Here is a 17,387-nt window from a genome sequence, read left to right as displayed (position 1 = left end):
ACTCCTAAACAAATCCATACCTCAGCTTAGGTGTTGAATCGCTTACCTTTATTGCAATCGTTTACGATAATTTTATGTCGGATTACGATTGCGGTGTAGAACAATCTAGCGGGAAAAATGCAGCCATCGAATATTATTTTGTCACTTCAGGCGAATACTTGTCCTTCTCCATTTGGATTTGAAGGAAAGCGATGCAGCCATCTTACAAAACAGGGACGTCCCTCAAAATCAATCCTTCTCAGTTCGCGCCAAGTGAAAGACCTCAACCCAACTTCCTTTTAAAACAGAATCGACTCCGAAAGGACTAGAGATAAAAGCAAAAACAAAGTAACCGCTAAACCAAAATTAACCTATGACAAAACTTTACAGGAAACTATTACGAGTCTCCGTGATACTGTTTCTGTTAGCATTTGCAACGGGCGTGTATGCGCAGAAGCAGATAGTAACAGGAAGGATCACGGATATAGCAGGCGAGGGAATGCCTGGAGTTAACGTTCTAGTGAAGGGAACTACAATTGGAACAACTTCTGATACCAATGGTAACTTCACTATTGAAGCAGGAGCTGAAGATGTATTGGTAATGTCTTTCATTGGGTATAGATCCGTGGAACAACCAGTAGGAAATCAAACAAACCTTAGTGTAGCGTTAGAGGAGGATGTTGAGACACTTCAGGAAATTGTAGTAGTCGGATACGGTGAAATGAAAAGGACCGATTTATCGAGTTCACAAGTTTCACTCACGGCTTCTGATATACAAAAGACTGTTAATACAACATTGGAGCAAGCTATACAAGGAAGAGCTGCGAATGTTTATGTATCAGCTAACAGTGGACAGCCAGGGGCACCGTTGTCTGTGAAGATACGTGGTATAAATTCGATCAATGGTAATACCGAACCCATGTACGTTATTGACGGTGTGCAGATCATGGGGTCGAACGGAACAACATCAAACCCTTTGTCGGGTATTAACCCCGATGATATAGAGTCTCTCAACATTCTGCAAGGACCATCCGCCACTTCGGTATATGGCTCGCGTGCATCCAATGGTGTAATTGTGATCACAACGAAACGTGGTAAACCAGGAGAAACAAAATTCAGCTATAACACTTTTTATACCTTACAGGATATACCGAAGTTTCTTCCTACTATGAACCTTCGTGAGTATGCCGAATATCAGAACGATATAAAATCTGTATTGGCAAATTACACGGTGCCGGATGAATTCTCTGATCCTTCTCTATTGGGTGAAGGAACAAACTGGCAGAAAGAGTTATTTCAGCGCGCAGCCATGATGAAGCACCAGCTCTCGATGAGCGGAGGTACAGATAAGACTACCTTCTATCTTTCCGGTGAATATTTCAATCAGGATGGTGTAGCGGTTGGTTCTGCTTTCAAACGGTATGGTATACGCATGAACCTCGATAACCAGACCCGGAAATGGCTGAAGATAGGTACGAACTTCAACACCAGCATTACCAATGAGGACCTCACGGTAACCAATGATGATCTTATCAATATAGCGATAAGTCAGTCGCCAGCAGTACCGTTGAAGAATATAGATGGTACATGGGGCGGCCCTAGTCAAACACAATTCCGCCAAACAAACCCGGTAGCTCTCGCGTTGATCAACGAAAATAAGTTTCGAAGAATACAAGCGATAGGAGGTATATATGCTGATATAAATATCGTGAAAGGACTTGTGTTTAGAACAGAGCTAAATGGCAATGCGCAGTTCACTAATAATTATATCTACAAACCCAGCTATGTTTTTGGTGGCTTTGAAAATGAAACAGCTACGTCTACACGCACTGCCAGCAACAACATAGGATGGTTATGGAACATGTTGCTGCGGTATAACCTCAATATCGGCAAGCATGCTATAACAGCTATGGTGAGCCATGAAGCACAAGAGGGAACATTTGAAGGTCTTACCGGTACGCGTAGTGGATTTGTTTCAAATAGTGTTCATGAACTACCAGGAGGAGATGCAAAGACAGCAACGAATAGCAGTTCGAAGGGTTCATGGGCCATGGAATCATACTTCGGAAGATTGAACTATGTATTCAATGAGAAATATATCGTACAGGCTACACTGCGTGCAGATGGTTCGCCATCGTTCGGTCCGGAAAATCGTTGGGGATATTTTCCTTCTGTTTCTGCTGCATGGCGTATATCGCAAGAATCGTTCATGTCTGGTATATCCTCTTCTGTTAACGACTTGAAATTACGAGTAGAGTACGGACTTACTGGAAATCAACAAGCAGGTGGAGCAACGTACTATGGAGCATTGTCTGCTATACCTACAGCCTGGGGAACAGGATATCTGGTGGGTAACTTTTCAAATCCGGAGTTCAAGTGGGAAAGCACAAAAAGCTTTAACGTAGGTTTTGATCTGCATATGTTCAACAATCGCATCGAGTTGATTGCTGATGCCTATCTGAAGAATACAGACAACCTCATTTCGCAAAACAACCTGCCATATTATACCGGAGGTAATCAGAATTATTCCCCGGGATATATATCTTTTCCTTATACCAATATAGGAGCACTTGAGAACAGAGGCTTTGGTATAACACTTAATACGGTTAATACAGAAGGCGCTCTTGGTTGGAAAAGTGGACTTGTGTTCTCGATGGATCATAACAAAGTAACGGAGATGTACCGCGGCACACCACTTGTTAATGATGCGTGGTTCATGCCTGGCTTCGATTCCCGTGTAGTAGTTGGTCAGCCTGCGTGGCAGTTCTATGGATACGAGGCAGAAGGATTGTTCCAGAGTATATCTGATATTGAGGGACACGCGCGTCAGACTCCTACAACATCTAACCAGATTAATGCCGACAACGGATCATGGGTTGGCGACATCAAGTATAAAGATCAGAATAACGATGGTGTTATAGACCAGGATGATCGTGTCATCATAGGAAACCCATGGCCTAAATTTAATTTCGGATTTACCAACACGTTTACCTATAAGAACTTTGAACTGATGATATTCCTGCAAGGTGTTTCTGGTAATGATATATTCAACTTTGTGAAATTCAGAAACGGCAATCCCAATGGTAGCAATACAGGAAATGGATTACTCAGTTCTGTATTCGATTATGCACGTGTAAGCAGTAATAATGCTGCCGATAATCCGCAGATTCTGAATCCCGGCCATAACGTACAACGCATTTCGTCTACCGATGCCAATGGAAACTCGAGACCATCACAGTGGTTTGTAGAGGATGGATCGTTTATGCGGATCAAGAACGTGCAGCTCGCCTACAGATTGCCGAGAGCACTGGTATCCAGAGTTCATCTGAATGGTTTACGCATTGCCGCCAATGTTCAGAATCTGCACACGTTCACTAAATATTCCGGATACGATCCCGAAGTAGGTACATTCTTCTCTGGTAATCAGGGGCGCGGATTTGTTGGTGTTGACTATGGACGCTATCCGACTACTCGACAATATAATGTCAGTCTTCAAATTGAATTTTAATCCCTGTATATATAATCTATGGAAACCATGAAACAGGCAAGACTTTGGAAATATATAGCATTCGCACTGCCCCTCAGCATACTGACAGCAGCATGTAGCGATAGCTTTTTGGAAAGACCTCCGATGGATACACTCACGGATGGTATATACTATCAAACAGACGAAGAGGTAATAATGGCCACCGCGCCTTTGTATAACATTGTGTGGTTTGATTTTAACGATAAAACATCGTTTGGTATTGGTGATGCACGTGCCGGTAACATGCTCTCCAACGACTACGATGATTATTACAAGTTCGCAGTAAGTGCAACAGACGGCCCGTTGCTCAGCGCGTATGCTTCATTCTACAAGATTATTGCGCAAAGCAACATGGTGATCGAGAATGTTAACCGCTATGGCACCAACGTTACACCTGCTGTGAAAAATCATGCTATAGCAGAAGCACGCTTCATGCGCGGGCTCGCCTATACATACCTGACCAGCATCTGGAAAGAAGTACCGATCATTTATGACAATCTTGCGATACTGAGCGACACTACGATTCGTAAGAACACCGTGTCCAGTATATGGGAATTCGCTATCCGAGATTTTCGGTATGCTGCAAAAAACCTTCCGACTACACCAATACAGCCCGGACGACTCACAAAATATTCTGCAGAAGGTATGCTGGCCCGCGCGTTCCTGACACATGCAGGTATAGGAGCCGGTGTAGGCTCACGCAATCAGACAGATCTCGACAGTGCTAAATATTATGCAAAGGATGTGATCATGAATAGCGGACTCACACTGTTGCAGAATTATAGCGATCTGTTCCTCAGCACGAATAACAATGCACAGAGTATAAATAATGAAACGCTGTTTGCATTACTATGGCTTCCGATACGCGAACCATGGGGTGTGAACAATACCTTCCAAGCCTATATGGCATTTGGCCCGGAACTGATCGGTAACCAAGGCGATGGTTGGGGACGTGCACACGGTGCGTCAGCAGACCTGGTGAAATACTATATGGCTAACCAGGATGACATTCGCAGAAAGCCAACGTTCATGTTTAATGGTGATCGTTACCCTGAACTGGAATACTTTTCAGACGCATCCGTAACCTATACTATAAATGATGTGGCAAACATCAAGAAGTATATCATTGGTGGCCCTGATGACAATGGTGGAAATGGTCAGTTCATGACAGCCTATATTAATACTTATATGATGCGCCTGGCAGAAGTATACCTGATCTATGCTGAAGCGATCTTGGGAAATAGTTCAGTAACGTCTGATGGGGAGGCATTGCAATATGTGAACGCTATTCGTACACGTGCCGGACTGGCCGATCTCACTACGGTTACATTTATGGATATATTTAATGAGAAGCGCATCGAGCTGGCAATGGAAGGAAGATACTGGCATGAACTTGTTCGCCTGTCATACTTCAATATGAATGGTGCCGATGGAACCCTGGATATCATCAGCAAGCAGGATAAAGGTCCATATACTATAGACTATGTTGCAGGTACAGATAATCCTCGTCAATATACTGTTACGTATCCTACACAAGATGCCGATGGTGTGGACATAACACGATTCTTCCCTGCTACCGAGGATAATTTTTACTTCCCGTATCCGGATGCTGAGTTGGTGAAAGCACCTTCACTTAGAAAGTCAGCAGTAGATTTTGATTTCAGTAAACTGGCAAACTAACGGGATGAATATTCCTTTTAATAACGAATAACATGAAGAGAAATATAGTCAACGTGATAGTAACGGTGTGCATTGCTGCAACCGTGCTGCTTTCGTGTGAAGAAAACGAAGTAGCTTCCCCCGTGGTGACCAACATCCGGGTTATAGAAAAGGATAGCACGATTACAGGTGCAGAATTCAATCAGACCATTGCTATACAAGGGTCTAACCTGGGATCGGTACGTGCCGTCATGTTCAATGACGTAACGGTTATACCAAGCCCGGTATATGTAACCGATAACAACATTATCATTGCAGTACCTGATGCTGCGCCCAAAGAAGTTACCAATAAAATAACATTGGTAACTGCTAGTGGCGAACAAGTAAGCATAGATTTTAATGTTGTGTTACCACCGCCTGAAATAACCGCTTTGTATAATGAGTTTGGTATACCCGGTGAAGAGAATAAAGTATTGGGTAGCTATTTCTTTCTGATTACCAAGGTGCTCGTGGGGTCAACAGAAGCAGAGATAGTAAGTTTTACAGATAGCGAAGTAACATTTGTCATGCCGCAGGATGTAACAACATCTACCGTGACCGTTGTTGGAGCAGGAGGAGAGACTACGTCTACTTTCCGTACACATGAAACCGACGGAAGACTTATCAACTTTGATATACCTGCCACGGGTTGGGGCTCTGATGTTTGCTGGGGCGATGCAGAAAGGATCGATCCCGACAATTCGGAATTACCTGTGATTTCCGGCCGCTACTCACGCATTAAGCAAACTGATCTTCCAGCAACCGGTTATAACGGAAGCTGGGTAATTTCAACATGCTATTTTGATTTCGGTCTTCCGGCAGCATCGCATGAAGATAAATATTTCAAAATGGAAGTAAATGTTGTTGAATCCTGGAAGGCCGGATATTATGTAATAGATATAGGTATTGATGGTGGCGACCATTTCAAATATAAATTCAAGCCATGGGACACTGATACCTATCGTACAACGGGTCTTAAAACTGAAGGATGGAAAACGTTTTATATTCCACTTTCTGATTTCTATAAGTATAATGGCGATACACAGGCCGACCCAATTGTTAGAATAAGTGATATCTCCAAGATCCGTGATGTGCGTGTAGACTTCAGCAACGGTGCAGAGGATGCAACAGTGATTGCATCGCACTATGTAGCGTTAGATAATTTAAGGATCGTTGATAAATAACTAAATAATAGCTGTTTTTTTTACTCCTGAAGAGGCTTGTCTCACAAGACGGCCTCTTCTTAATTACCAGAGTATTCAATCAGTTCAAAAAATATTTTTTAATAAATACTATATCATGAAGAGTATTCGCCTGACTATACTTCTGCTGATGCTGAGTATCTTGACATACGCCCAAAATCCACAAGGGTTTTTTTTGAATGACGCAGATCCCAAGTCCATAACGAATCCTTCTTCCTACGAGGATCTTCAAAAACCATCCAAAAGCAGCACAGCCACTGTTATTGTAAACCATTCCGATATTATAGCACCAGTGTCTAAGTATATATTTGGTAATAACGCAAATATATACATGTCACAAATGGTAGATCAGCCTTCATTGATCAATCATATAAAAACATTATCTCCTAATCTTCTTCGTTTTCCAGGCGGTAACATCAGCAGCCTCTACTTTTGGAATGCCAAGGATAAAACTGACCTTCCTGCAGATGTTCCTGAAGTAATACTGGATGCGAACGGTGTAGGAACTACTTCGGATCCTTACTGGTATGGTGGCAATACTGCTAATTGGACAATGACTCTGGATAATTATTATCAAATGTTGAGCATGACCGGCAGTACCGGTATCATTACCATAAACTATTCATACGCGCGCTATAGCAAGGCTGCTAACCCTGTTGCAGCAGCTGCACATCTTGCAGCAGAATGGGTTCGTTACGATAATGGTAAAACAAAGTTTTGGGAAATCGGTAATGAAAGCAACGGAACCTGGCAGGCAGGCTATCGCATTAACACAGCGGATAATAAAGATGGACAGCCACAGATTATAACGGGGAGCCTATACGGTGAACATTTTAAAGTCTTTGCAGATTCAATGCGGGCAGCAGCTTCCGAAACAGGAACCACTATATATATAGGTGCACAACTACTCCAGGAAGAGCCTGCCAGTTGGGCCACTGCAACCGACAAAACCTGGAATGCCGGAGTATTTCAGAAATCTGTAAACACACCTGATTTTTATATTATTCATAGTTACTATACACCGTATCAGACTAATTCTACAGCAGCAGAGATACTAGCTACAGCATCCACTGTAACACACGATATGATGCAATATGTAACCAATGCCATGATTACAGCGGGTGTTACACAGAAACCTATAGCACTTACCGAGTGGAATATATTTGCGGAAGGCTCCAAACAACAAGTGTCCTATATAAATGGAATGCACGCAGCCTTGGTATTGGGGGAATTGATAAAGAATAAATATGGTGAAGCCAGTCGATGGGACCTGGCAAATTCATGGGGAGACGGCAATGATCATGGTATGTTCAGCCAGGGAGATGAACCCGATAATAAAGTAAGGTGGAACCCAAGGCCCGTTTATTATTATATGTATTATTTTCAGAAATACTTTGGAAGTGATATGGTTAGCGCATCTGTATCAGGAAGTAGTGATGTGGTAGCGTATGCCTCCAAGTTTGAATCGGGGCAATCCGGTATCGTTGTTATTAACAAAGGTACTTCGGAGCAAACAGTAGCTGTTAATCTCCAGAATTTTGGTTATGGCAGTCGGTATTATGTATATACTTTAACCGGAGGACCAGACAATGGTGAATTCTCCCGAAAGGTATATGTTAATGGTGCGGGTACAACATTAGCTTCTGGCGGCCCTTCTGATGTAGAATCTGTAAAAGCAAAGAGCGCGCTCATTGGCGCAGGAGTAAAGATCACAGCACCGGCACGATCCGTTAGTTATATACTGGTTGAAAGTGGAGACAACGTGACGGCTATAGCATCTGAATCAAACAGATCTTTGAAAGCATTTCCGAACCCTGCCACAAATTTTTTTACTATAGAATTACCATCTCCCGGTTTTTCAAGGGTTGAAATAACGAACGTTAATGGCAAAAGTATTCTGACTGACACGATTGATCCATCACAAACTTCATTTGAGATCACCGGAAAATTTTCTCCAGGGCTTTACTTTGTGCGGCTTATTGGTAAGGATACTTTGTATACCAGGATAGTTCTGAAATAATTCATCAGTATTTTTTGAGGTGAGTGCATACAGTATGTTATTAACATACTGTATGCACTCACCTCAACTAAAGATAATAGACTCTCTGAAAAAAAGTTGCTAAACAGTAAAAATGGAATTTTGATTTAATGAAACTGTAAGTAACTAAGGGTGCTCTGGATAATGCGGGAATTCTGTATTTGAGAGCTGAAGGAGTAGCGAAATAAATAGATAATTTTTTGGGTAGGTGTTTTTTTCGTAACGCTTATTTTTTGGATGACGACATTCAGCTATATCTTTCTTTCAGAAATACTTTTTATTAAGATAAATTCACCAGTCACCAATGATGTGGTAGTTAAGTAGTGTTAATATATTTGTGTTAGGTGTATATGGTTGTTCGGGCAGTTTCTTAATAACTCAGAGTATAATTATATTTATAATTTGTACTATCAGATGTAACATTTCAATATCTTGTGACGGAATTATAAAGGTTTGTTTTGCCTAGGTGTTTGAATAAGACAGTTGGGAGCGAATGGACGTTTCATCAGCAACAAATCATTACTAAATAAAAATATACTCTTTCAATCCTGCCTGTATGAAGAAACCTATTCTTTACCTATGCTTCCTATTGTTGCATACAAACCTCGCTTTAGCGCAAGGGAGCCACTCAGTTGATCCTCTTACCGGCAAACTAAATGTCAGTATACCGCTCTTTACGATATCAGATGGTGATGTAAGTGTACCTGGTACCTTATTATATACCGCTAATGGTGTTAGGGTTAATGATGACGGTGGTTGGGTTGGTCAGAATTGGGATATATCCGTTCAGTCATATGGAATTACCCGCCAAATGCGGAGCTTGCCAGATGATTACTATGGCGTCAGTCCTGATAACAGAAGAGGTTGGTTAAGAAGTACGATTTCATTGCCAGCTAGCATTAAAAATTTTACTCCTTCAACGGATAATAACCTGGCAACATGTACGGATGAAATTTCTAATTATAATTTTCTTAATGGTATAAATTATGATCAGGATACAGAGCCTGATGTATTTTACGTGAGCGCTCCCGGGTTATCGTTTCAGTTTTATTTCGATGAAAATAAGGTGCCACAGGTTGTTCCGTATCAGGATGTTATAGTAACTCCTAATACTGTAACCGGAACTATTACTTCATTTATCGTAACGGATAACAAAGGCATTCAGTACAAATTTGATGAAGTGGAGCGACTTACTCAATCGGTTAAGGCTGTTAACCCATACTACTGGGTAAGAAAATCTAAAATGGAGTTAGCTTCAATAACCTACCTTACTGGATGGAAACTAACCAAAATAACTTCTCCAGTTTATGGTGCGATAGATTTCACATATCGTACGGTAAGTACTTTAACTAATGACTTAGCCCCGGATAAAAACAAGCTGAAGTATTTGTATCCGGTAACGTTCACAAATGCCACTAGCGCAAATGGTAAGGTAGAGTATAACAGATCTTACATTTTTAAGATTCCGTCAAAAGTAAGCTGCCCTTCTACTGAGGTTCGTTTTTTCTCATCCGTTAACGATGGAACAGCTGTAGGGCTTTTGAATAAACTTGAAGTTTATGATAAACGTGATGGAACTCTTAAGTTATCCAAATTGGCTTCTTTTCAGTATAGTAACTATAATAATCGTACTTTTTTGCAAGTGCTTACCGAAAATGGCGGTGATGCGAGTATTCCGCCGTACATCCATAAGTTTGACTATAATGGCGGAGCGATTCCAACGGAGCCAGCTTATCCAACATACAATTCGACTGAAAAAGATGATTGGAGTTTTCATAAGCTAAATCCTGGTCCTAACTATATGCTATACCATGAGACTGCTGCTCGAGGAACCTTAAAACGAGTCACTTATCCACATAAAGGCTATTCAGTTTTCTTTTATGAGCCGCACGATTACAAGGACGGTACGATAGCAGTTCAGGGAGCAGGGATCCGGATAAGAAAAATAGTTTCATTTAATGGTATTTCTACCAGTGGAGATATGGTTAAGGAATACGAATACATTACTGCCACAGGTGAGACCAGTGGGAAATTGCAACATAAGCCTTTATATAGCGTACCTGGTGTTAGGGTTGATAAATATTTAGGAACAGCAGGAGCAAGATATAGGAATATTCAATTAGCTAATCCTGGAATAAATACTGTGCTTCTGAATTCTTATTTTACCGTTAAAGCAAGCGAAGAGCTTTCAAACTCAGATATGCTGGCAGGAAGCGCCGTTGCTTATGAACGTGTAATAGAGAAAATAAAAGATGGCGGATATACTGTTTATGAGTATGATTTGTCGGCCTCACATGGAGATGTCAGTGCTAACAACAGTGAATGGGAACCAAGTAATGTATTAATAGCGCGGCCTTCAACAGGAGGATCTTTATGTTATGAGACTGGACCTGTAACTGAAGGAATAAATCAATACCCTTATCCACCAAATCCTAACTATACTTTTGCAAGAGGACTATTAAAGAAAGTAAGTAGTTTTCGTGATGATGGCGTGAAGCGGAAGGAAGTTGTATACGAGTATCAGCGCATATACGGTTCGGCTGCGATCCGTAAAGTTTACGGCCTGGCCTTGGAAGAATTACCGACTTATTATTATAACGGTTCTGCTTATGTTGATGGTAAAATGTTTGTATATAGTAAATATGCTATCAATACAGATGTAAAGACGGTACTGAAAAAATCAACAGAAACATTCTTTGCCACATCAGACCTTGCCAAAAAAACAGAAACTTCGATAGATTATTTTTACAGCACAGGTAATCATCGGGAAGTAGAAAAGATAGTAAACACTAATAGCGACCAGAGTCAGAATATAACTCGCTTAAAGTACGTAAGAGATTATTCAATTTCCACTCCTTCAGATGCTCAAACAACGGCCTTAAACAATCTTTTAACGGCACATAGAACGGGATTGCCAATTGAGACAGTGTCATCCAGAACGGATGCTGGTATTGAAAAGTATATCGGAGGGAATCTTACATATTTTCAGACCATAAGTGGAAAGGTTTATCCACACAAACTATATACATTTGAATCGGCAGATGGTATAACATCCTTTACTCCGTCTTCTACGACCGGTACAACGTTTACTTTTGATCAGGTTAACTATACACTCGGAAAAACGCTAACGGGCTTTGATATTTATGGCAATGTAGGTACATCTGTTGGGCGTGATAGAATTATTGAATTGAATAGATATGGTTACTCAGGAACAGTGCCCGTAATTCGGGCAAGAAATGCTAACCCTCTGGAGTTTTTGTTCAGTGATTTTGAGTCAAGTGGTACAGAAGGAAGTTTCAGTGCTCCATGGAATCCGAGTCTTGTTGAAGGAAGATTTGGATCAAAGGGTATAGTATTACCTACCGGTACAACTGGACCTTATTTTCTTAGTACGGGTGTGACGAATCTTTCAACCCAAAACTATATATTTTCATGTTGGCTTAAGCCTGGTTCATCGGGTACATTATCGATTACATTGACTAGCGATGTAACTGCTACAACCACATTGCCTTTCGTAGCATCTTCCATATGGAAATATTATTCTGTGAGCATACCAGTGCCTGCAGGAATGACGAGTACAGGTTTTAGAGTTGAAGTCAGAACTAGCGTAGCAGTAAATATAGATGATGTGACGTTCTATCCATCTCATGCTTCCTTTCAGACAACCACTTATGTTTTTCCCTATGGCCCTTCTATAGAGACAGATTCTCAAGGGAACACTTCCTATACTACCTATGATGGCATGGGACGCGTGAAGATTGTTTACAATCGTGATGGAGACATTGTTAAGAAAAATGATTATCAACACAAACCATATTAGGGCCTGTCTTTATGAAAAATTTTTACTTTATAATTTTTGCAGGCTTGGCTTGTCTTTTAGCCTCTAATAGTTCTGGTCAGATTTATCAGATACAAAGCAATGGTACATCTCAGGTTTGTGGAACTGCGGCCGGGAGATTGACGCTTGTTTCAAGCAATGCTTTTGTAGTACAGTGGGAAGTGGGTACGTTTAATGGCACTTTTACGGTTGAGAGTACAATTGTTACGACTAATTCATACTACGATTATGTAATTACTCCCCCGGCAACCAAAGCATACAGGGCATATTGTAGAGGTCCTAACGGATTTGGATATACCAATGCGATTGTTGTGTCGGCAAATACAGCAGTGGAAGCGGGATCAATTAGTACCTCCCAACCTGTAAGTTACCATTTAGTGAGTGGTACTGGTACCATTAATGCAAGTGGCTATTCGACAATGCCTGGTTGGGGAAAACAGTTGAGTGATGGTTCTGTAGAATACCTCGGAGCAAGTACCTCCTATACATACTCAGGACTTACAGAGACAGCAACATTTAGTACGTCTGTTGCTAATAGCAACAATACATGTTCAGATAAATCGAATTTGATCACCATAGAAATTCTCAAGCCAGGGGTATTATCTCCTCCTCCTAACCTGATAGAGTCCATATATTGTATGGAAGGAAACATTGCAACTTTGACGTTAAAAGGAAATTCAGGAGCTATACTTAGGTGGGAATATTCTACTGATGCCGGTGCTACATGGAAATATATATCGTGTACAGGACAAACGTATAGTCATTTATTTACTGCGACAACAAAGTTCAGAGTACTGGTAGATCAGAAACAGTTTGGAACATCTTATACAAATGAAGTAGAGGTATCGACGAGGCCCTATACAGAGGTTGTGCAGTCACAAAACATGGTTGCAGGAGAAAATTACGTCAAAGAGCAATTCGTTACCACACGCGGTATTACAGACGTAACAACTATCGATGGCCTGAGTGCAGATCAAAAGAGGCAATCAACAGTATATTATGATGGATGGGGCAGACCCATTCAACAAAATATTCAGAAAGGAAGCCCATTACAAAAAGATATAGTATCGGTATCCGTATATGACAACCGTGGAATGAATCCAGTTGAGTATTTACCCTATACGTCTGGTCTGAGCGATGGCATTTTTAAAGCGAACCCTGTAAGTGAGCAAGCCGCTTTTTATGCGAATGGAACATCCGATAAGATTGCAGATAGCGCGTTTCCCTTTGCCAAATCAATAATCGAGAAATCGCCACTTGCATTAGTCACGGAGCAAGGTGCTGTGGGGCAGCAATGGCAACCAGGAGGCGGACACTCAACCTTAATAAATTATTCGACCAATGATGCCAATGAAGTACGGTTATTTAAGTCGGATGGAACAAGCACTGAATTCTATAGCATAAACGAATTATTGAGGGCAGAAGTAACAGACGCGGATGGAAAAAAAGTACAAACCTTTACTGATAAGGCAGGTCGTACAATTCTTAAACGTGTACAGCTGGATGAAACTGTTAGTGGAAGCCTGGTTCCATGGCTTGAAACCTATAGTATATATAATTTCAAGGGTGAGCTTAAGTACCTCGTTTCTCCAAAAGGTATAGCGGTATTAAAAGCAAATGCGTGGACACTTACGCAAGCTATTAAGGATCAATATTTCCATGAATTTGTATATGATAATCTGGGAAGGCTTGTAGAAAAGAAAGTACCCGGACAGGCGTGGGTATATTATTGCTATGATAGACTTGACCGATTGGTGCTGATGCAGGACGGAAATATACGAAGTGCTAATAAGTGGTTTTTTATAAAGTATGATCGTGCAGGACGGCCCGTGATGAAGGGATTGTATCAGAACACAACACATATATCTCGTACGGCTATTCAGACAAATGTTGTTGATCCGCTGTATGCGCTCGATACCGACAAGTACTATGAAGTTCGAGGTGCTGCTTTGCACGGTTATACCAATCAGTCATTTCCGGTTTCATCCACTGAAATTCTAACCGTAGATTACTACGACACCTACGACTTTGATTTTAAAGGAACAAATGATACCTATACTTCCCAAGGCCTGGCCGGCGAGAACACACCAGCGTCCAGTGCTTTCGGAAGAGCCACAGGATCGAAGTATATTGTACTTGGAAGCACAACATGGCTTTACAACTATATGTTCTATGATGTTGAAGGACGTCCTATACAACTACGGAGCAATAACCATCTTTCAGCAGCGATAGACATGGCTACGATAGATAACATGGCTACGATAGTATATGATTTTGAGGGCAAACAAAAGATAAGTAAAGTATACCACAATGCCGGAAGCGGAAGAGTAACTACAGTGATCAATAAGTTTGACTACGACCATATGGGGCGATTGCTTCGTGTATACCAGAATAACAACAGCGCACCGTCAGATCAACTTGTCGTTCAGTATGAGTATAATGAGTTAGGGCAATTGGTGGATAAAAAACTGCACAACACTTCCGGTACTTCATTTTTGCAGTCCATCGACCTGCGCTACAGCATACAAGGTTGGTTAACGTCTATAAATAACGCTCAGCTCACAGCGGATGCGGTTACTAACGATGAGGCGAATGACTACTTTGGCATGGAGATGCTATATGAAAAAGTAGAAACCGGATTGACGGCCGCTACCAGTGTAAACTACAACGGGAACATCAGTGCGATGAAATGGAAAGGAGTGGGTGCATCATCGGGAATCGCTGATCAGAGAAGCTATAAGCATACTTACGATAAAGCCAACCGCCTGAAAACATCGATCTCTCAAATGAATACCGGGAATGGATGGTCAATGGAAGTTGGTTCTGTCAGTGAAAACCTGACGTATGATTTGAACGGTAATGTAGCAACATTGGCACGGAATCAACGAAGACATAAGTTGACGGGGGCTATTGCTTCATATACCTATGAACTCATTGACAATCTTGCGTACCTTTATAATCCAGCGTTGGGCGATCAGCTATTAAGAGTAACTGATGCCACGGGGAATTCAGCGGGATTTAATAACGGAAGCAGCAGCACATCGAATGACTATACATACGATGCTGTAGGAAGTATGACGTCTGATCGGAATAAAGGGATCAGTAGTGTAACCTATAATACATTAGGAAAAGTCTCCGTTATTACTTTTAGCGATACTCGCAAAATTGAGTATATCTATGATGCAACGGGTACAAAGCTGACCATGAAAACTTATGCTGCAGGAAGTTCAACTCCGGCCATGACAACAGACTATATTTCAGGATTTGTTTACGAAAATGGCATTCTTAGTTTCTTTGCTTCACCGGAAGGACGAGTAGTGAAAAAAGGAAGCAGTCTTGAGTATCAGTATGCTATAGCGGACCATCTCGGTAATACTCGAGTGGTATTCAGTTCTGTTAACCCGACCAAGCCACCGGCTAAAGCAGCGTTTGAAAATGTGACAACCGATAGCCAGGAATTCACGAATATAAATTCCAGTACAATGTATTGGGTACCCAAATCAGCTGCAAATAATACTCCTTCTGGTCAATACGTTATCAGAATGAACAATAGTTATAAAACAGGACCGGCAAAAAGCATGAAGGTTTATCCGGGCGATGTACTTGACATGGAAGTGTACTCTTATTTTGAAGGTGGTGCTGGTTTTGGAGGAACGAATCAGCCGCTTACCGGGCTCATCACTTCTGTTGCCGGTGCGTTTGGCGGAGTATCTGGTGCTGTAGGTGAAAGCGGAGCAATTTACAGTGGAGTTGACGCGGCCTACACTGCTTACGGAAGTCATGGTAACCTTGGTGACGCCAGACCTACCGCGTATCTGAACTATATATTGCTTGATCGCAACTACAAGCTGTTAAACATGGGTTGGAAACCTGTTCCGGAGGCAGCAAACATGAACAAGCAAAGAATATACTTTGACCCGATAAAAATTAAGGAAGCTGGCTTTATGTATGTATACCTGAGCTATGAAGGTGAAGGTACTAACTGGGTATATTTTGATGACCTGAAGGTCACGCATACTAAGACCAACGTAGTTCAGTATAACGAGTATTATCCATACGGCCTTCAAACGAATATGAGTTGGACACGTGAAGATTCTAAGAATAATTTTCTTTACAACGCCGCATCCGAGTTGAACCAAACCAGCGGCTGGTATGAAATGTTCTATAGAAACTATGATCCTGCAATAGCAAGGTTTACGGGGGTTGATCCATTAGCGAGCAAGTATGCCGCTTTAAGTGGTTACCATTATAGTTTTAATAATCCTGTAATGTTTAATGATCCTAGCGGTGCAGAATCCTATAGGGGCGATAATCAGGAAACGTATGCTAAGATGATGCGTGAGTTGATGATGCAGCAAGCTGGATATGGCGATGGTGCAGGGCTCAGCAATCCAGGTTTCAGTCCCGCGGTATGGTCAATGGTTACGAGTAGTTGGAATCAAACCGCATGGGGAGAATCCAAAAAGTTTAATGATTTTCAGCCAGTGTATAGTTATAGCAGGGTCTTTGATCCCGCTACACAGTATTATTATAGTCAGAGTTCTATTAGCGGATATAAAGCTAAGTCAACGAAAAAGGATGAAGGACAGCAGCAGGCTGGGACGCCTCCTATTATACTCCCAATTCCTTGGGGGCTTTCTGCTGGAGCTGGTGTACTAGGAGAAATATTGACTTCAATAGGTGCAGGATCAAGTATTGGTGTCTTGCCATTTTTAATGACTGGTGACGAATCTGCTACTAAGTATAAAGAGACAAAATACACTTATCTGTATAGAAATGTTAGTGATAAAGAAATGAGAAGTTTCGTTATAAAGGGATTCAATTTTGGATATGATTCTAACAGTGGAAAACCTGATGTAAAAAGATTTTGGATGACACCAGAAGGATTATCATTTTGGCAAGCCAGTAGTTTTTCCGGACCATATACCATTGCTATAGCAGTGCCTACAAGGATAATAGGTCCAAATGGACTAGCACAAATACGAACGATGGATGGACATCTTGCCGTTTATGTTGAACCAGGTAAACTAAATGCATTTAATTCGGCCAAGATAACTTTAGGCATAGTTCACAATAATTGTTATAACTTAGGTAATAAATAACGTC

At 41.4% G+C, this 17,387-nt stretch carries 6 protein-coding genes; all 6 read left to right on the top strand.

Annotated features, from left to right (window positions below; genetic code table 11):
- The first annotated feature begins 352 nt into the window (after positions 1-352).
- The 6 genes from B5Y40_RS26680 to B5Y40_RS26655 all read left to right on the top strand — a co-directional run bounded on the left by B5Y40_RS26680 (position 353) and on the right by B5Y40_RS26655 (position 17,383).
- On the top strand, positions 353-3,487 hold the full coding sequence (locus B5Y40_RS26680) for a SusC/RagA family TonB-linked outer membrane protein (RefSeq protein ID WP_079689902.1): 3,135 nt from the start codon (positions 353-355) through the stop codon (positions 3,485-3,487).
- Positions 3,488-3,505: 18 nt separating this feature from the next.
- Complete coding sequence (locus B5Y40_RS26675) at positions 3,506-5,185, top strand: RagB/SusD family nutrient uptake outer membrane protein (RefSeq protein ID WP_245840814.1); 1,680 nt, start codon at positions 3,506-3,508, stop codon at positions 5,183-5,185.
- A gap of 32 nt (positions 5,186-5,217) precedes the next feature.
- Entirely contained in the window at positions 5,218-6,387 is a 1,170-nt protein-coding gene (locus B5Y40_RS26670; protein ID WP_079689901.1) for a glycan-binding surface protein, read from the top strand.
- A 115-nt stretch (positions 6,388-6,502) separates the two neighbouring features.
- A complete protein-coding gene (locus B5Y40_RS26665; protein ID WP_079689900.1) occupies positions 6,503-8,425 on the top strand; it encodes a T9SS type A sorting domain-containing protein in 1,923 nt (640 codons plus the stop codon).
- A gap of 574 nt (positions 8,426-8,999) precedes the next feature.
- A complete protein-coding gene (locus B5Y40_RS26660) occupies positions 9,000-12,263 on the top strand; it encodes a carbohydrate-binding protein (RefSeq protein WP_143785954.1) in 3,264 nt (1,087 codons plus the stop codon).
- Between the two features lie 11 nt (positions 12,264-12,274).
- The gene (locus B5Y40_RS26655) at positions 12,275-17,383 is read left to right on the top strand and encodes a DUF6443 domain-containing protein (RefSeq protein WP_079689898.1); all 5,109 of its coding nucleotides are present in this window, start codon (positions 12,275-12,277) and stop codon (positions 17,381-17,383) included.
- Positions 17,384-17,387 lie beyond the last annotated feature (4 nt).

The organism is Ohtaekwangia koreensis, assembly GCF_900167975.1.
GTDB lineage: Bacteria > Bacteroidota > Bacteroidia > Cytophagales > Cyclobacteriaceae > Ohtaekwangia > Ohtaekwangia koreensis.
This window is presented reverse-complemented; position numbering and strand designations above follow the sequence as displayed.